The organism is Psychrobacillus sp. FSL K6-1415 (genome assembly GCF_038003185.1).
Taxonomy (GTDB): Bacteria; Bacillota; Bacilli; order Bacillales_A; family Planococcaceae; genus Psychrobacillus; species Psychrobacillus psychrodurans.
In genome coordinates this window covers 3,597,151-3,614,955 of the sequence record NZ_JBBOOQ010000001.1, presented here as the reverse complement: position 1 = coordinate 3,614,955, position 17,805 = coordinate 3,597,151, and the positions used below count along the sequence as shown (strand labels likewise).

The 17,805-nt window shown below is 36.9% G+C and carries 17 protein-coding genes; 11 read left to right on the top strand and 6 right to left on the bottom strand.

All coding sequences use genetic code 11. The features are described from left to right. Nucleotides 1-52: 52 nt before the first annotated feature. On the bottom strand, nt 53-448 hold the full coding sequence (locus MKY60_RS17690; RefSeq protein ID WP_340930851.1) for a pyrimidine dimer DNA glycosylase/endonuclease V: 396 nt from the start codon (nt 446-448) through the stop codon (nt 53-55). Between the two features lie 451 nt (nt 449-899). On the opposite strand from MKY60_RS17690, the gene MKY60_RS17685 reads away from it, so the two are divergent. Then, nucleotides 900-1,604, top strand: coding sequence for a DUF421 domain-containing protein (locus tag MKY60_RS17685; RefSeq protein WP_340930850.1), 705 nt, complete (start codon nt 900-902; stop codon nt 1,602-1,604). Nucleotides 1,605-1,829: 225 nt separating this feature from the next. Here the strand turns inward: MKY60_RS17685 and MKY60_RS17680 are convergent, their stop codons facing one another. Beyond that, nucleotides 1,830-2,738 (bottom strand): LysR family transcriptional regulator, encoded by a 909-nt coding sequence (locus MKY60_RS17680; protein WP_340880529.1) that lies wholly within the window; start codon nt 2,736-2,738, stop codon nt 1,830-1,832. Between the two features lie 156 nt (nt 2,739-2,894). Here MKY60_RS17680 and MKY60_RS17675 point away from each other — a divergent pair, with 156 nt between their 5' ends. The 6 genes from MKY60_RS17675 (at nt 2,895) to MKY60_RS17650 (ending at nt 9,127) form a co-directional block, all read left to right on the top strand. Beyond that, the gene (locus MKY60_RS17675) at nt 2,895-3,968 is read left to right on the top strand and encodes an extracellular solute-binding protein (protein WP_340930849.1); all 1,074 of its coding nucleotides are present in this window, start codon (nt 2,895-2,897) and stop codon (nt 3,966-3,968) included. A gap of 39 nt (nt 3,969-4,007) precedes the next feature. Next, nucleotides 4,008-5,768, top strand: coding sequence for an ABC transporter permease (locus MKY60_RS17670; protein ID WP_340930848.1), 1,761 nt, complete (start codon nt 4,008-4,010; stop codon nt 5,766-5,768). After that, complete coding sequence (locus MKY60_RS17665; protein ID WP_093495922.1) at nt 5,731-6,819, top strand: ABC transporter ATP-binding protein; 1,089 nt, start codon at nt 5,731-5,733, stop codon at nt 6,817-6,819. Before MKY60_RS17670 ends, MKY60_RS17665 begins: the two co-directional genes overlap by 38 nt. A gap of 9 nt (nt 6,820-6,828) precedes the next feature. Next, on the top strand, nt 6,829-7,446 hold the full coding sequence (locus MKY60_RS17660; RefSeq protein WP_340930847.1) for a metallophosphoesterase: 618 nt from the start codon (nt 6,829-6,831) through the stop codon (nt 7,444-7,446). 389 nt (nt 7,447-7,835) lie between these two features. Then, on the top strand, nt 7,836-8,351 hold the full coding sequence (locus tag MKY60_RS17655) for a DinB family protein (protein ID WP_340930846.1): 516 nt from the start codon (nt 7,836-7,838) through the stop codon (nt 8,349-8,351). 101 nt (nt 8,352-8,452) lie between these two features. Continuing rightward, on the top strand, nt 8,453-9,127 hold the full coding sequence (locus MKY60_RS17650; RefSeq protein ID WP_241600062.1) for an AlkZ-related protein: 675 nt from the start codon (nt 8,453-8,455) through the stop codon (nt 9,125-9,127). Between the two features lie 469 nt (nt 9,128-9,596). Here the strand turns inward: MKY60_RS17650 and MKY60_RS17645 are convergent, their stop codons facing one another. Continuing rightward, nucleotides 9,597-10,139: an NADPH-dependent FMN reductase gene (locus MKY60_RS17645; protein ID WP_241600060.1), complete on the bottom strand. Its 543-nt coding sequence runs from the start codon at nt 10,137-10,139 to the stop codon at nt 9,597-9,599. A gap of 657 nt (nt 10,140-10,796) precedes the next feature. Between MKY60_RS17645 and MKY60_RS17640 the strand changes: the two genes are divergently transcribed. After that, nucleotides 10,797-11,432, top strand: a complete 636-nt coding sequence (locus MKY60_RS17640) for a 3D domain-containing protein (RefSeq protein WP_276517623.1) — start codon at nt 10,797-10,799, stop codon at nt 11,430-11,432. Between the two features lie 171 nt (nt 11,433-11,603). After that, nucleotides 11,604-12,359: a 3D domain-containing protein gene (locus MKY60_RS17635; protein ID WP_340930845.1), complete on the top strand. Its 756-nt coding sequence runs from the start codon at nt 11,604-11,606 to the stop codon at nt 12,357-12,359. Between the two features lie 130 nt (nt 12,360-12,489). Here the strand turns inward: MKY60_RS17635 and MKY60_RS17630 are convergent, their stop codons facing one another. Continuing rightward, nucleotides 12,490-13,515, bottom strand: a complete 1,026-nt coding sequence (locus MKY60_RS17630; RefSeq protein ID WP_340930844.1) for a FecCD family ABC transporter permease — start codon at nt 13,513-13,515, stop codon at nt 12,490-12,492. Then, nucleotides 13,515-14,555: a FecCD family ABC transporter permease gene (locus MKY60_RS17625; protein WP_340930843.1), complete on the bottom strand. Its 1,041-nt coding sequence runs from the start codon at nt 14,553-14,555 to the stop codon at nt 13,515-13,517. Before MKY60_RS17625 ends, MKY60_RS17630 begins: the two co-directional genes overlap by 1 nt. A 122-nt stretch (nt 14,556-14,677) precedes the next feature. On the opposite strand from MKY60_RS17625, the gene MKY60_RS17620 reads away from it, so the two are divergent. Next, nucleotides 14,678-15,670, top strand: coding sequence for an ABC transporter substrate-binding protein (locus tag MKY60_RS17620; protein ID WP_340930842.1), 993 nt, complete (start codon nt 14,678-14,680; stop codon nt 15,668-15,670). A 39-nt stretch (nt 15,671-15,709) separates the two neighbouring features. Here the strand turns inward: MKY60_RS17620 and MKY60_RS17615 are convergent, their stop codons facing one another. Next, on the bottom strand, nt 15,710-16,213 hold the full coding sequence (locus MKY60_RS17615) for a hypothetical protein (RefSeq protein WP_340930841.1): 504 nt from the start codon (nt 16,211-16,213) through the stop codon (nt 15,710-15,712). Nucleotides 16,214-16,355: 142 nt separating this feature from the next. On the opposite strand from MKY60_RS17615, the gene purU reads away from it, so the two are divergent. Continuing rightward, on the top strand, nt 16,356-17,264 hold the full coding sequence (purU, locus tag MKY60_RS17610; RefSeq protein WP_090568888.1) for a formyltetrahydrofolate deformylase: 909 nt from the start codon (nt 16,356-16,358) through the stop codon (nt 17,262-17,264). Nucleotides 17,265-17,805 lie beyond the last annotated feature (541 nt).

Below are 17,805 nucleotides of genomic sequence, written 5' to 3'. Positions count from 1 at the left end.
TCGAGGTAGACTTTGCGATTTGTATTACTTGTACCAACACAAGAGTGAAGAATCACCCCATCGCTTCATACAACTTCGTTAAAGCCTCATAACGCTCCGCATCAAAATCCTTCTGACCGCGCATAAACTTTTCTTTTAGATTAAAATAACATATCTCAAAATATTCCTCGTTATGATGATGAATGAAAGGATGCGCCACCTTCTCGTTAGATCCATCTCCGAAGTAACGCTCCATTTTATCTATCGTGCGAATATTAATATTGCGTGAACGCATTTCATGCAAAACAAGCTGGGTATAGGCAAACAAATCGTCTTTTGAATAGTCATAAATATAGTTAATCAAAATATGACGGTCTTCCTTTGCAAAAATACTATTCAATTCACGCCACTGTGCCAACAGTTGGGATTTCGGCAAAACGTTTAGTAAACTGTGGTGCCATAAACGCAAAAAATCACCTCCTGTTCAATCTATTGATATGATAACAAAATAATTTCATTTTTATGTTCATAAAACCTTCCAGTAATGATTGAAGTCGATGAAACACTTTAATTTCCCTATTACAATAAAATGAAAACAATAATAGTGGTTATTTTATTATCAGTTCATAATGATTATTAAAACCGTGATTGTCTGTTCTTCATTGTAAAAATTGGATGTAGCTTCTTTCCTTTTTTATCCACTAAATACTATTTATAGCATTTTGTGGGAACATTCCTTGTCTAATTCCTCGATTTGCTCTTCTTTTATCCAAAAGTTATTATTCCATAAACATACAAACGCTAAAGGAGAATATGTTCCTACCTTTAAATGTTCAATTAAATTTATCCCCTAATTATGATTAATAGAATGACATCCGCACAGAATAAGTAGTAGCTTCTGTAAGAAAAGGATGTGTCACATGGATTTTTTTCAAAGTCAGGAAACGCTAACTACTATTGAATGGGTTCTTCGAGCAGTTGTTGCATTTGTCTTTTTAATCATTGTTGCTAAAGCCTTAGGGCAGCGTGCCATCTCTCAGTTAAGACTTTTAGATTTTGTGATAGCATTAGTCATTGGAAATATAATTGCCCATCCATTATCTGATGAGAATCTAGGGCTAAAAGGATCTGTTACTACAACAACTGTATTGGTCACCTTATATCTGGGTGGGATATTTCTAATGCTTAAATGGCCATGGTTTAGAAGACTAGTAACGCCTCCTCCAATCGATCTTGTAAGGGATGGTGAGATTATATATAAAGGGTTAAAAAAGGCGAGAATCTCTATTGATGTTTTACTAGAGGAGCTCCGGGAGGAAAAGGTAGAGGACGTAAAGAAAGTGGCATTAGCTGTTTGGGAGGCAGACGGGAAAATTTCTGTATTTTTGAATTCACAATATAATCCAATAACCCCTGCAAACTATCAGATGGTAACAGAACCTTTTGATTTACCAAAGCTAATAATAAAAGAGGGGAAACTAGAATCTAAGGAGTTAAAACAAATTAATAAAGACGTGGAATGGGTAGTTTCTAACTTGAAAATTCAATATCAGACCGATATAACTAACGTTCTGCTTGCTACCATTGATAAGAAAGAAAATTTGAAGGTTTTTTTATATAAGTAAATTGAATTGGACCTTGTGTAAGAAACATTCATGAATGTTTTTAACCTTTGTAATTTGTTTGCTACACAGGGAGAAAATTCAATTCACGCCATTGTGCCAGAAGTTGGGATTTAGGCAAAACGTTTAGTATACTGTGGTGCCATAAACGCCAAAAAACAAATTTCGGAAACCAAGTACTAAAACAATTAAGACTAGCGCCCAAGCTTTATGAGAACCTAATACCTTTTACTGTCCAGGGACAACCTCTGGAAAAGATTCCTTTAGGAATTTTAGGAAATCTTGCATCATCGGACTAAAATGCTGATTTTTTCGGTAGATTAAATAGATATATCGCTCGTTTACATAGTTAGGTAAAGGTTGGGTAAAGAATCGACCTTCTTTTATTTCTTTTTCTACACTTAACTTCGGAAGGATAGCGACACCAATGTTAAGCTCTACTGCTTCTTTAATCGTTTGAATTGAACCGATTTCCATGATGATATTGAGTCGGATGCCGTTTTCGAGCATCCACTTTTCTGCTAATGTGTGACTTACTGCCTGTTTTTCATGCAAGATAAAAGCGTACTGGGATAACTCAAATGGCTTTATATTCGTTTTGATTCGCAACGGATGATCTTTATGCATGATGAGAACAAGTTCATCTTCCATGATTGGGATGATTGTTAATTCGGGGTCGTATAGCTTTCCATAAGCAATGACGCCGAGGTCCAATTTATAGTTTTTAACCTCTTCTAAAATAGTAGGTGCTTTATGTACGACTAACGAAATATACATACGATTATGCTCTTTTTGAAATTGTGCTAAATACGGCGGCAAAATATAAGATGCTGTCGTTTGACTGGCGCCAAGCTGTAATTTACCGCGCTTATTATTTTTATAGTCATTCATTACTTGTTCAGCTTGTTCAGAAAGCTGGATTATTTGGTGAGCATAATGATAAAATGCTTCCCCGGCATCGGTTAGAATCCAGCGTTTCAACTGAGGCTGTTCAAATAACTCCACACCTAACTTCTCCTGCAACCCTTTTAAATGGAAAGTCGCAGTCGGTTGTTTTATTTTTAATAACTCCGCAACAGTGCTAAGCTTTCCAGTCTGCACTGTTAAGACAAATACGTTTAACTGTTGTAAATTCATCACCAAGCACCTACTTTCTTTGTTTAATATAGATAAAATCTATGGGTATATCAATATAATTCAGTATTATTTAATAAATCATTTACATTCCCTACATATTCTATTAATCGCCTTCCGTTACTCTAAGGGTAACAAAAATTGAAAAGAGGTAGAGGAATGAAAAAACATTATTGGTTATTATCTGGATTTGCAGCGTTAATGTTAGCAGGATGTTCGTCAGATGTAGAGAGTAAAACTGCAGAAGAAGCAAGTGCTGAATCTCCAGAGTCAACAGAAGTCATGGAAGATCAAACAAAACAAACAGAACCACTTGTAGTGTATTTAAATGACTTTGATGAATTAATCGAACCTTTATTTGAAGAAGCATCAGGCTACGATATTGAACTAGTTAGTGGTAATGGTGCAGAAGTACAATCACGCATTGAGGCAGAAAAATCAAATCCAAATTGGGATGTTGTGTGGCTAGATGGTCAAGGTTCTTTTGCCAGATGGGAAGAGGATGGGATTTTACTAGAGAATATATCGTTAGAAAATGAAATAAACTTAAATGAGTTTGGAGAATCACTTGTACCGACATCGAAAGCATACTATCCAACAGGTGCACATGCAGCAAGTGTCATCGTCTACAATACCAACGAAATATCCGCTGAGGATGCTCCTAAAACATGGGAGGACTTAACAAACTCTAAGTACAAAGGTGTTGTAGGTATGGCAGATCCTGCAGTAGCAGCACCTGCATATCCATTCGTCGCTTGGTTTTTTGAAGATTTAGGAATGGATGGCGGGAAGGAATTCTTCACAAAGTTATTTAATAACGGTACAAAAGTATATCCAAAAAATCCGAACGTTGTTGAGGCATTATTAAGTGGAGATTTAAAAGTAGCAGCGCTTCAAGAATCTAATGCTTACAAAATGAAACAAGACGGAGAGCCAATTGAAATCGTATGGCCAAAAGAGGGAGCACCAGCTTCTGTACGTTATGCAGCTATTAGTAAAGAGACTGACCAAGAAGAAGTAGCGAAAGCATTTATTTCCTTTCTATTAGAAAAAGAAACACAGGAAGAAATGATTTCAGCTGGTACAGAAGGTTACTTTACATCTCCGGTGAAAGAAGTTGCGAGCCCAGAAAATCGTCATCAGGAAGCACCACTATTTATAGCTGATCCAGCTAATGCTGCCAAAAATGAAGCAGAAATTAAAGAATGGTTCGCCGACCAATCTGTTCAATAAAGCTTATGGAAATCTTAAATAAAGAAGGTACAATTGCATATGCGTAATTTCTTTCAAAATAAGCACACTGCTCCAGCCATGCTGGGGTGGGGTGTTGTCATTATATTATTCATCTTAATTTTACTTCCACTTTTAGCAGTTCTCATCCAAATATTTTTACCTGGTATTTTTTTCGGGAAGCTCGACTTTGCGGGCTTCGGGCTTGTATTTGAGATTTTCGAAAGGAAACTGTGGAGTAAATCACTGACGAATTCTCTTATGTTAGCGACAGGCACCGCTGTTTTAGGTACTATACTCGGTACAGCATTAGCAATAATGCGTACATCGAGAGCATTTAAAACGAAATTTGCGCTTGATTTTACTGCGTGGGCATTATTGATATTACCATCTTTTATCATGGCGCAGGGTTGGGTTTTGTTTTCAAGTGGTAAAGGTATCGCAGCTAACGTATTTGGAATGGAGTGGGTAACCGATTTAGTGTTTCAACCAATAGGTCTCATATTTATAATGACTCTTTGTAAATTTCCATTTGCTTATTTAGCTGTAACGGCTGCACTAGAATGGAATGTTTCACAATATAATGAGGCGGCACGTCTAAATGGGGCTTCTGGCTGGCATGCGTTACGAACAGTGCAAATCCCATTAATGATTCCAGCATTATTATCTGGTGCTGCACTTATATTCATGGATACTATAGGAGACTTTGGTTTGCCAGCTTCTCTTGCTGCTGTCTATAGTTTTCCAACACTTTCTTATTCCATTTATACATCCTTATACACTGCACCGATTCGCTTTGATATGGCAGGGATTTTATCATTCTACTTAGTGGCAATCATTGTTGTAGTTATGCTATTTCAATTATTTATTCTTCGAAAAGGTGATTTTTCATTCATCACAGGACGTGCAATTCGAAAAGAGCCGTTACAAACAAAAAATAGCTGGATCTATGATGTTATTAATAGTCTTTTTTTAGTAGTTGCACTTGGTATTCCAATTGGCAGTAGCTTACTGGTTTCGTTTATGGATAAGCTTGGAGATGGTGTTTCGCTAAGTAATTTTACGTGGCGACATTATACGGAGCTACTTAACATAGATTCTACGATTTTTGTAGGACTGAAAAACTCCATAGTTATTGCGGCTTTTGCAGGTATGATTGGTCTTGTTGTTGGCGTATGTATTGGGTATGTATTAATATTTACCGATTTCAAATACCGCGCAATGATCGACTCACTTTCGGTTATATCACTTGCTGTACCTGGAGTAGTACTAGGAATTGGCTATATTTTCATTTGGAATCAACCATTTTTAGAAAGCATCCATCTGCATTTATATGGGACACCCGCCATATTAGTTCTAGCTAGCATAGCAGGGGCTATCCCAATTGCAGCTCGACTTATGATTAGTTCCATGACGAAAATCCCTTCCAGTTTATTGGCTTCTGCTTCAGTTCAAGGAGCATCATTATATTATCGGATTCGAACAATACTGTTGCCATTGATGCGTGCTTCCTTGCTCACGGCAGGCTTAACAGCATTCGGCACGAGTATTTTTGATTTGGCAATTACATCCATTTTATATCCGCCGAATTTTGTTACATTACCAGTAGCGATTAATAAGGCATTTGAAGATTTAAATTATGGATTTGCAACAGCTGCAACCATTACGAGTGGCACACTTATCATTGTTATTATGATGGCATTTAAATGGTTCGTTGAAAAAGGGTTCAGCCTTATGTTACGAGCAATAAAAAAGGAGAAAAAACATGTCATTACAGATTCAAAATGTATCAAAGAAATTTAATCAATTTCATGCGGTCGACAAGGTCAGTTTTGCTGTCCAACCAGGAGAAATCGTCAGTATCTTAGGCCCATCTGGATGCGGTAAGTCTACTCTTTTACAAATTGTCGCGGGATTACAATCATTAGACGAAGGGGAAATCACCCTAAACGGTGAGGTTATTTCATCGTCACATTTCACATTACCCCCTGAAAAACGCGGTATTAATATGGTTTTTCAGGATTACGCATTATGGCCTCATATGACTGTTCGTCAAAATATTTTTTATGGCTCAAAGGTTCGAAGGGTGAGCAAGCAGGAGCAATCGGAGAACCAAAAATTTTTATTTAATCTACTTCAATTAAACGGATTGGAACATCGCTATCCTAGCGAACTTTCTGGCGGTCAGCAACAGCGTGTAGCAATTGCACGTGCATTATCAACAAAGCCTGAGTTGTTACTACTTGATGAACCACTGTCTAATTTAGATATGCAGCTACGTTTTGAAATGCGGAATGAATTATCTTATTTATTGCGAAAGCTTGGTACTACAGCTCTACACGTCACACATGATCCAGTAGAAGCGTATGCATTGGCGGACCGTATTTTAATGCTACGGGATGGTAAAATCGAACAATTTGGTACGCCTATGGAGGTGAGGCAAGCCCCAGCCTCTTTATGGGTAGCTGGCTTGCTCGGGATGAATAACCGTCTGCAAGCAGTAGCTATAAATAGCAATACAGTAAGAATAGGTGCATCCATCCTGCATGGGATCGGCACACTTACGGTGAATGAGGATGTCATTGTAGTGATGGATTCAGAAGCGTTGAAATTAGAAGAACAACAAATAGATTCACAACAGAATACTTTAAATGGACGTGTGACACATTCTATTTTTGAAGGACATCGATGGCGTATTATGTTGGAAACAGCAGGAGGCCGTTTAACTGTACTCCATGATGTGTCAGTAGAAGTTGACAGGGATGTAATGGTGTCCTTCGATCCGAGCGATACATTTTTATATAAACAACCAGAACAGGCAGCTACTCCTTTTCTAGTAAATTCAGGAAAGTAGGTGGATGTTTTGGTACGTATTTTGGCTATTTCGGATATTCACGGACACGTCGATGCACTTCATGTATTACTGAAGTACGCAAATTACCAATCTGATCAAGATGAATTGTTTTTATTAGGAGATTATATAGATAAAGGTCCAAATAGTGAGGAAACATTAAAGGCAGTGGAGCATTTAGTCCAAGAGGGGGCCAATGCCATTATGGGAAATCATGAGAAATGTGCACTCGATGATATCGCTATTGGAAAGACTGCATGGATAAAATGGAAAACCTTTTTACAAAGTCTTCCACTTTATATTGAGAGGAAGCCATTTTTATTCGTCCATGCTGGCATTCGTACGGGAATACCCCTCCATGAACAAAAAATTACGGATTTGCTCACGATACGAGAACCTTTTTTCAATCAGCCAGTTCAAGAAGACGTAACAGTCGTCTTTGGACATACGCCAACTAACCGACTAGGTGTAAACGTTGGCTCCCTGTGGAAGCAACAAAAGAAAATCGGAATTGACACTGGTGCGGGTCAACAGCAATATCTTAGCTTAATCGACTTAACCAATAGCTTACAATACCGTATACTCCTAGCAAATCAGTTAGATAGCCAAGTAGAGATTTTATCATTTTAGCTTGACACTGCTAGATAATTTTAGGTAACGGGTCCAATACAATTTAGACTAGTATTCAAGTGGAGAAGCTTCAAAAATATAAACGCTTCTAAGTACCGGATACCCCATTCACACAAGATTCGCGCCGTTGCAAACACGGACTACCTGAGCTTAGAATTTTTCATAAGAAACCAAAAGGTCTTCAGAATGTGATTATTCCGAAGGCCTTTTGTCGTCAATTCGAAAAGTGAATGCAGTTAACATACCTGCAGTAAGTGCGTTCATTTAAAACATTTCTTTGAATTTTAAGAAGGATTTATATAATAATATATAGAATTGTAAAGTAGGTATATACACAAAGTATACAAACTTTTAAGTGATAGCTAATTTATACGGAGAAGAGTGATTCTATGGAAAATCATCAATTGAGTAAAATGTATGATTATCATGTGTGGGCAAATCAACAAGTGATTCAGCACATGAAGAAGCTTCCAGAGAAAGTTTATAACGAGAATGTTAAAAGTGTATTCTCATCGATTTCAGAAGTTTTAATTCACCTTTATGGTGTAGATATTATTTGGCTGGAGACGATGAAAGAAAGTAGCTTCCAAAATACGATTGAGATAGTAAAGCGCCGAAAATCGAAAGTAGCAGGAGCTTCGATAGATGAACTCGAAAAGTTTTATGCTGAGCTATCGGAAGAATTTTATAACTTTCTTGCAAATGAACAGAATCTCGAACGAATTATCATCACGGAGCATCCTAAATATGGTCGATGTGAATTTGTACTTAATGATCTCCTAACTCATGTAGTAAATCATGGAACCTATCATCGCGGAAATATAACGGCGATGCTTCACCAACAAGGGGAGCAAGGTGTACCAACAGATTATGTATATTATATCTTCGCATCCCAAATGTCATAACAATTAAAACACCGTTCGAAAACCGTGTTTTAACGATATCTTTATTTTCAATGAAAATATTTAATATATGTATAGTAAATTTTTAAAAGGAGCTGTAGAAGTTGGTAGATTATAAGGTTAAAACCTATGAAGAAGCTATACAAGTAATCGATGAGCTCGGGTTGCTACCTCTTGCATCCTTAGTGCCTGGTTATCCCTCGTTGAATAGCATAACTTTAGAAGAAAACTGGCACTCTGATACAGAATTTGATCCTTGGATATGGAGGACTAAATTTTCGTCTGACGGCATTGCAGGTTACGGGAAATTTATTAAGAAGAAATCAATACTAGTATCTCCTAAACTTCTCCCATACCTAAAAATAATTTTGGGATCTGATGAATCGATTGAAGACCGTTATTTAAGTGGAAATGTATCACGGGAAGCATATAGTTTATATAAGATTATTGTTCAAGAAGAGGGAATAGATACGAGAGCATTAAGGTCAAAAGCAGGACTAAAGGAAAAAGAGAAAAAGAAGCTATTTGAAAACGCATTATTAGATTTACAGGGAACAATGGATATTGTAATCTCGGGCATCCAAGAAAAAAAGAATGAAAATGGAGAAACGAATGGTTGGAGTAGTACCGCCTTTGAAACATACGATTCTTGGACAAGCAGAAATAAAATAGCGAGTATGGATATAAATAGAGAAGATGCCAAGAAGTATCTTTTGGCTCACTTTTCAAATGTTTGTAGTAATGAATCCTTAAACAAATTCGAGAAAATTTTTAGATAGACTGTCCCTGTGTAAGAAGAGGCTGGGACAAATGTAGAAATTTTATTGGATAAGGAGAAAGCTTTACCGAATTATGGATATTTAATAAAGTTGATTGGAATGGAGGGGCGACTCCTACGGGAATAGCGTGACGCCTGAGACTACAGGCTCAGGCCACGCCCGTGGAAAGCGTCCCTGGAATGGAAATCAATTTTGTGCACAGTAAAAAACAGCATTTTTCGACAGAGAAAAATGCTGTTTTGGGGTTCTGTCCCAGCCTCTTGAACTTTCGTGTTTGTTTGCTGCACAGGGGAAAATTATTCTATAAAAGCGACAGCGCGAACAGTAATACCTTGAAGTTTTTCAGCTTCCTCCAACATATATGCTACAGCTTGAATGGGATCTTTATAATCGGATACGTCTATTAGAAAAAAATAATATTATCCCTTAAACTAGAAAACACCTCTTATACAGAGGTGTTTTAGCATTATTATAAGTAATTTTTCATCCATTCTTGGAAGTTAGCAATTACTATATCGATAAATTCGATTGTTGATTTGTCTGTTAATTCACCACTATCATTAAATTTTGTATGCGCTGCTCCAACGTATACTTCGTTCATTGGTAGTAAAGGTGAATTTAGGCCACTCGCGAATAAAATATCACGTAGGTGCATTTGAGCTTTTACTGTTCCTAGAACACCCATAGAAGCTCCCATAATCATAGATGGTTTTCCATTCATTACTTTATCTACACGGCTCATCCAGTCAATTGCATTACCTAATACACCTGGAATTGTAGAATTATATTCTGGTGTTACCCAAAGTACTGCGTCTGCTGCTTTTACTTTAGCTTTGATGTCTAATACTTCCTGCGGTGCATCCAGTTCGATATCTTGGTTATACATTGGGATTGGCTTTAAGTCTAAGATTTCTAGCTCAAACTTATCTGCATAGCGTGCTTGTACATGTTTTGCTAGTTTTAAATTGAATGAATCTTCACGGATACTTCCTACGATTGCAACTACTTTCATGATGTGTTCCCTCCAAATTTCCCTTGTAGTGTGTGACTTCTTGTTATTAACGATGACACAATACATTTCTTAGCGGTGCCTCTAATTTGAGTAGCTGATTTTCATATTGTGCCATGTCTTTGCCTCAGTCCTTTGTTAGTATAGAAGGTTACTAAAAGTAAGTCAAAATATTTGGCTCAAGTTTTTCTATTTAGGTATTTAAGAAAATAAAAAGAATCTGTAGTGGCTTCGTCTGGAAAAGATTGGATTTTACTTATAGTTACTTTTAATCCATAAAACTTTCAGTGCAATGAAGAAAAGTATCTTATACACTTCGTTTTATGAAAATGCAGAAATGCAAACAGTTCCAGTGGTGACTTCTCCTATTCCTAATATTACCTCTATGAATTTCAATTATTTTTGGTTCACTTCTTTTTATGAGTTAAAAAATTATTTTCTATATCGCAAAAAGATATTTCCATATAAACCCTCGTATAAAAAACATTTTTAGATGCACGTTATAACAGTCGACACAATCAGAATTTAGAAAATCTAGTAGACCATTTACTTTTGTTTGAAAGCAATCTATTGCCACTTGTAAACAAAAAGGTTTGTATCATTCATTTTTGGGGCAATACATATAAGGGATTATTGAAAATGTAAGATGGGGGTAGAACTTTGAAGATTAAAATTGCGATTTTTACATTATTTTTATTAAGCATGACTTTTTCTACTGCAAGTGCAGTAGAACCATTATTGGGGCAATATAATTTAGCGAATGAAGATATGGATGAAAATCTTATCTATGAGGAAAGTTCTGTAGTTCTTCCGGATCCGTCTATTCATACAGTTGTAGATGGGGATAACTTATATGATATTGCGTCTACATATAATATTTCGGTTGATTTACTTATGGAGTGGAATGGATTAGCCGACCACGTGATTTATCCAAAAGACCAGCTAGTATTAAGTAGTGATACTACACTAGAAAAGCACCCAGATACTATACCGCCAGAAGGGCCTGGAATAGAGATGACAGTGGAGGCAACTGCTTATACTGCCTATTGTTATGGCTGTATTGGAATAACAGCTTATGGTATCGATTTAAGATCGAATCCAGAAGAGAAAGTAATTGCAGTCGATCCGACGGTTATTCCGCTTGGTACTAAAGTGTGGGTAGAAGGGTACGGAGAGGCAATTGCTGGAGATACTGGTGGTGCTATAAAGGGGAATAGAATTGATGTGTTTATTCCTACCTATGATGGTGCAATTGAATGGGGCAGACAGGAAATAACACTTAAAATAATGGAGTAGTCCTATGAGAATAACTATGTGTTTATAACGCCATTTTTCCAAACAGATTCTAGTTGTTTGGGAGGATGGTTTCTTTTTATTTTTTTAGAATGTTTGTTTTTGTAAGTTTTTGGGCAATACTTAGTCAAATTTAAAAGTGATTGAAAGATTGCTTGTAAGGAGGATTTAGTATTGAAAGCAAAAACGATGTTAGTGATTTTAATCATTACTTTTTCGATGAGTTCAGTAACGTATGCTGCTGACCCTTTTTTAGTCGCCACGACTGATGGAGAAGGATCTGATATATTTAAAGCAGATATTGAGACAGATTTTATTTTTTTCGATGATGCATTAAATCTGGAACTAGCTTATGATATTCTTTTTGAGCCTGCAAAATATACAGTGAAAAAGGGTGATAATCTATTTCGGATTGCACTTGAGCATAGTATTTCATTGGAATCGCTAGTGGAATGGAATAATATTGAAGGGGATTTAATCTTTCCGGGGGACGAGTTGCATGTAAGTGATAAGGGAATCCCTAAAACTGTTAATAAAGTAGCAGCTGCATCAACTGTAGCTAGAAGTTCTCCACCTCCTGATCCGGTAGAAGAACCGAAAGCAACCGTATCATCTTCTATAGTTGAACCAGCAAGTTCCGGAGAAGAGATGATTGTTACCGCTACAGCCTATACAGCTTATTGTGAGGGGTGCTCAGGAACAACTGCATACGGAATTGATTTGCGAGCCAATCCCAATCAAAAGGTAATAGCCGTCGACCCTCGTATAATACCACTAGGTACAAAAGTTTGGGTAGAAGGCTATGGAGAAGCGATAGCTGGTGACACTGGAGGAGCTATTAAAGGTAATAAAATTGATGTTTTCATTCCTTCATATGATAATGCTATTGCTTGGGGAGTCAAAGAAGTGAAAATTAAAGTTATCAATTAAACTCAAAAACAGATCAGTGATTATAAGCTGATCTGTTTTTTTGTTTGATTCTCTATTAAAATACGAATGAACCTTATGGAAAGCAAAGTTGACGGTGTAAGAGTATCCCTATTTACTTTGTAAAATTCCTTCATGTAGTTTTTATAAGCAAATAAATAAAATAAGGTGCACCAATTACTGAGATGACGATTCCAACAGGTAATTCCATCGGTGCTAAAATGACTCTACCAAGTGTATCTGCTAGTAGTAGTAATAGTGCTCCCAGCAAAGCTGATAGTGGCAACATTTTGGAATGTGAGGCTCCAACTAAGCGTCTAGCCATATGTGGGGCTATTAAACCAAGAAAAGTAATACCTCCTCCAACTGATACACAGACACCAGCTATAGCTACAGAGATAAATAGCAAAAAACGTCGTTCTTTTTCGATATTTGCACCTACACCTATAGCGATAGAGTCTCCAAGCTTTAATACATCCAATACTCTAGATTTGTAAAGAGCAAGAGGAATTAGTACAACTAACCAAAGGAAAATCATCCACACAAACGTCCAATTCGTCCCCCAAATACTACCAGAAAGCCAAACTATAGCTTTCATAAAGTTAATCGGCTCCATTTTCATTTGAAAAATGGTTAGTCCTGCTCCAAATGCTGCATTGATTCCAATTCCGACAAGTATAAGTCTAACTGGTGTTACTCTACCATTTTTCCAGGAAAGAATGTAAATAAGGAATGCAGCAGTAAAACCACCGATTAGTGCTGCGAATGGCATGACGAAAATAGAAAGCCATCCGGTCATAAATATAGTTCCTTGGAAAAAGTACATATAAAGAACGACTGTAAAGCCTGCACCGGAGTTGATACCAAGAATACCAGGATCAGCAAGTGGGTTTTGTGATATTCCCTGCAAAATAGCACCTGATATTGAAATTCCCAAACCAACAAGTAATGCCATGAATATTCGAGGTAAACGGAACTCGAATATAGTCAGTTCATTTTGGGGGTTACCATATCCAAATAATGTGGCAATAACATCAGCTATCGGGATTTTCATATAACCTGCATTAATACTTATAAGGACGGCAACAATGATTAAAGCAAAGGTCATTATCATAAGAAATTTATATTTTGCTTCATTTTTAGATAAAGTATTTGTCATTATAGTCCTCTCCCTTCTTTACGCGCTAGATAGAGGAAGAACGGTACACCAATAAGGGCAGTAATCGCACTAACAGGCGTTTCAAACGGGGGGTTCACCATACGTCCGACGATATCTGCAGTTATCAATAATATCCCGCCTAATATAGCAGAGCAAGGAATTATCCAGCGATAATCGACTCCTACTAAAAATCTAGTGATATGAGGAATTACGAGACCTACAAATCCAATCATACCAGCAATGGAAACTGCAGCTCCTGTTAAAAGAAGAACGGCGATTGTCCCCAAAAATTGTATGTAACCAGTTCGCTGACCAAGTCCTTTTGCGACATCTTCTCCTAAACTTAACACAGAGATAGAACGAGACAGGATTAATGCTAATATAAGCCCCACAACGATAAATGGAATAGCAAACAAAATATGCTGAGGCTGAATACTAGAAACACCTCCAGCGTACCAATAGCTGATGTCCTTCGAGACATTAAACTTAATACCAATAGCTGTTGATAGAGAACTAAGTAGGGATGTAATGGCTGAGCCGACTAGCGCTAATTTCACAGGGGTAACCCCACCCTTAGCCATAGCGGAAATTCCAAATACTAAGCCAGCCCCGAGACCTGCTCCAACGAAAGAGAACATCATTAAGCCCAAATAACTTATACCTGGTAAAGCCGCAAGAGCAATGGCTATTAAAAATGATGAACCAGAGGTAACACCCATTATGGATGGAGAGGCCAAAGGATTTCGTGTCATCCCTTGCATAATTGCTCCAGAAACAGCTAACGCTGCTCCTACACAAATAGCAGCAATTGCACGAGGTAGTCGAAGTTCACGGATAATAACATGTGAAGAATTGTCTGGGTCAAAATGAAAAATGGCTTTCCAGACATCTTGATAACTTAAGTTAGATGCACCAAAATTTATGGACACAATCATACTAAGTCCTAATAGCATAATGCCGATGATAATGACGGCGGAGCTAGTGAAAGGATTTTTAAATTCTTTTGTGGTTTTTTTGAGATTCTTTGATTTTGTATTCATATGTATCATTATCCCCATCATTCGCAAAAATAAATATTGACAAATGAAAGATTCTGTATTCTAATTGAAATCGAGAATCATTATCAATGAAGTAATTATAACATATGAAAAAGGAGATTAACATGAAAAATTTACTAGGTAAAAATAAGTGGCTGCAATTAGTTGGAGCAAGCGCGTTGGCTTTAACATTGGCAGCTTGTGGTGATGAAGAGAAGACAGACAATCAGACTTCGACAGACCAAACAGAACAAAAAGCTGACACACAAGAAAGTGATACTCGTACATTGACGGATGCGATGGGCAATGAGGTAGAAGTACCAGCTAACCCAAAACGTGTACTAGCTTCATACTTAGAAGATAATTTAGTTGCTTTAGGAATAACACCTGTTGCACAATGGAGCGTAAAAGACGGAGCTAGTATCCAAGGATACTTAAAAGAGGACTTAAAAGACGTTCCAATGATTCCACATGACTTGCCATTCGAAGCGGTTCAAGAATATGCACCAGATTTGATCATAATGGACTCAGCAAGTATGGTAGAAGGCGGTAAATACGAGCAGTACAGTAAAATTGCTCCGACATATGTAATTGGTACAGAAGTAAATAACGACTGGCGCGATGAACTAAAACGTGTAGGGGAAGTATTTGGTAAAGAAGCAGAAGCCCAAAAGGCATTAGAAGATTATGATGCAAAAGCTGCGGAAGCTAAAGAAACGATTGAAGCTGAAGTAGGAAATCCTTCAGTAGCAGCAGTATGGCTAGTAGGCGGGAAATTCTTCGTAGTAGGAGAAAATCTATCTAGTGGAGCTGTAATGTACGGTGATTTAGGATTGAAGATACCTGCAGTAGTGAAGGAAATCTCAGCAAGTGCAACTGGTAACTGGAGCGAAATCTCTTTAGAAAAATTGGTTGAGTTGGATGCAGAACATTTATTCTTAATCAACAGTGATACAACAAGTGGTTCAGCTGCTCTAAGTGATGCTTTATGGAATAGTGTACCTGCAGTAAAAGCTGGAAATGTATATGAGTTCTCACCAGATGAAAGCTGGTTATATACTGGTACAATCGCAAATGAACAAATTATCGATAATATTTTAAAAAGTATTGTAAAATAATTAAGCAAAAGCTCTCTCCCAACTATTGTGAGAGAGCTTTTATTTGTTTTTTAGTTCTTCTGCCAATTTAGAACTACGAAATCTTCTATGACGTTTTAATTCTTCTATTACTTCTCGTGGTTGATAAGAAAGTCGAACATGATAATAATTGATATACTCTACTAGGGCGAAAAGATAAAGAAAAAGAAGCCAATAGAATACGTTTGAAAAATAGAATAATTGATAGAGTAGAATAACGAATCCCATACCGAGCAAGAGTATGTTCAGCTTCTTGAATGCCGTGAAAAATTTAAGTTTATTTTTTGGCAAAAAAGAGAAATTCCTACGCTTAGCTTGTCGCCATTTCAAAAACCAATAATAACTCCCTTGTAATAAAAGAAATTCCAATAAGAAAAAAGCGAACAAAGTGTCTAAAGAAGTTAAATATGGTTTTGTCCATTCATAAGTATTTAAATACATTATCCACACCGTCGCAAAAGCTATTGTTGCAGCCAATTCTCCTGTAAATAATTTAAATAGTTTTGTAGTTAGTTTATGATACATTTATTCACCCCATTCGAACCAAAATAAAAGTCTAGAATCCATAATACGACACTTTAGTTATTTAATCTGCTAAAGGGTTGAGAAGATGTGCAGAATGTTGCATAATAAGAAAATTAATATTTAAATAATGGGAGCTGTTTATATGTCAATCAACACACAAGCAAAAAGTAATTCGCAACAGCAAAACACCTATTTAGAAAACCGTGGACGTCTGCTAGTAAAATGTCCAGATAAGCCAGGAATCGTCTCTGTATTATCTACATTTTTACATACACATAATTCAAATATTATTGAATCTAACCAGTATTCAAGTAATCCAGAGAATGGTACATTTTTCATACGAATTGCGTATCATTGTGACACACTGCTTGAAACAGCATCTAAAATGGAAAAGGATTTCGAACAAATTGCTGCAGCGCATAATATGGAATATAGCTTTAACTATTTGCACGAACGTAAACGTTCTGCAATTTTTGTTTCCAAGGAACCACATTGTTTAATGGAGCTTTTGTGGGAATGGCAAAACGGAGATTTAGATACCGATATTGTCGTAGTCATCAGTAATCATGAAGACGCACGACCATTTGTCGAAGCTTTAGGTATTCCATATTATTATATACCAGCAAACAAAGAAATTCGAAAACAAGTGGAAGCAGAACAAATTCGGTTAATGGAGCAATATAACGTAGACTTACTAATTTTGGCTCGCTATATGCAAATACTAACGCCAGAGTTTGTAGGGTATTTTGAAAATCGTATTATTAATATCCACCATTCATTCCTGCCGGCATTTATCGGAGCTGGTCCATACGAGCGTGCTTACGAACGTGGAGTAAAACTAATCGGTGCTACTTCTCATTATGTAACAAATAATTTGGATGAAGGTCCTATTATAGAACAAGACGTGGAACGGGTAGACCATCGTGATGACGTAGTTGAGTTAAAGAAGATTGGCCGTACTATCGAACGACGAGTATTAGCGAAAGCTGTGAAATGGCATTTAGAAAATCGTATAATCGTGGAAGGTAATAAGACGATTGTGTTCCACTAATAAATATTATAAAGAGTTACTTCGCCACTTTTGACGTCTAAGAGGATATTAATGCTTTTGTACTGAAAGGAAAGTCGAAATAAGGAAATATTGACCAGGTATGAGTTGAATAGGATATCTATTCTGTATATAATGAACATAGACTAGAGAGACTGGATACGCGAATATCCAGTCAGCAATTACGACCGCAGAAAGAGCGGTTGGTCCAAGGTCAAAATAACCGTCAAACCTTTAGCTCAGGGGACGGTTATTTCTTTTTTACAAAGAAAATGATTATGGTCACTACTATGGAAAAGGTTGCTATCAGTACAGCGCTTAGCTGGATCAACAAACTCATCATCTGGTATGTTGTCATGGCAACACCTCCTAACGAGAAAAGTGACCAACCGCCCACCCTGCTATGTAATTGCCCACTTATTATAACATAAAATCGAACTAATGTTCTATTTTAATGAATTCAAAACTAAATAATGTTGAAAAGCCCGACAGATCAACGTTTGTACTCTGTTAGGGCTTGTTTTTGTATTAGCGGCAGCATGAC

Bases quoted from the DNA above. Each gene is read 5' to 3' on its own strand.
- MKY60_RS17685 (WP_340930850.1), top strand. From the start codon at position 900: ATGGATTTTTTTCAAAGTCAGGAAACGCTAACTACTATTGAATGGGTT.
- MKY60_RS17680 (WP_340880529.1), bottom strand. From the start codon at position 2,738: ATGAATTTACAACAGTTAAACGTATTTGTCTTAACAGTGCAGACTGGA.
- MKY60_RS17675 (WP_340930849.1), top strand. From the start codon at position 2,895: ATGAAAAAACATTATTGGTTATTATCTGGATTTGCAGCGTTAATGTTA.
- MKY60_RS17670 (WP_340930848.1), top strand. From the start codon at position 4,008: ATGCGTAATTTCTTTCAAAATAAGCACACTGCTCCAGCCATGCTGGGG.
- MKY60_RS17665 (WP_093495922.1), top strand. From the start codon at position 5,731: ATGTCATTACAGATTCAAAATGTATCAAAGAAATTTAATCAATTTCAT.
- MKY60_RS17655 (WP_340930846.1), top strand. From the start codon at position 7,836: ATGGAAAATCATCAATTGAGTAAAATGTATGATTATCATGTGTGGGCA.
- MKY60_RS17645 (WP_241600060.1), bottom strand. From the start codon at position 10,139: ATGAAAGTAGTTGCAATCGTAGGAAGTATCCGTGAAGATTCATTCAAT.
- MKY60_RS17630 (WP_340930844.1), bottom strand. From the start codon at position 13,515: ATGACAAATACTTTATCTAAAAATGAAGCAAAATATAAATTTCTTATG.
- MKY60_RS17625 (WP_340930843.1), bottom strand. From the start codon at position 14,555: ATGAATACAAAATCAAAGAATCTCAAAAAAACCACAAAAGAATTTAAA.
- MKY60_RS17620 (WP_340930842.1), top strand. From the start codon at position 14,678: ATGAAAAATTTACTAGGTAAAAATAAGTGGCTGCAATTAGTTGGAGCA.
- MKY60_RS17615 (WP_340930841.1), bottom strand. From the start codon at position 16,213: ATGTATCATAAACTAACTACAAAACTATTTAAATTATTTACAGGAGAA.
- purU (WP_090568888.1), top strand. From the start codon at position 16,356: ATGTCAATCAACACACAAGCAAAAAGTAATTCGCAACAGCAAAACACC.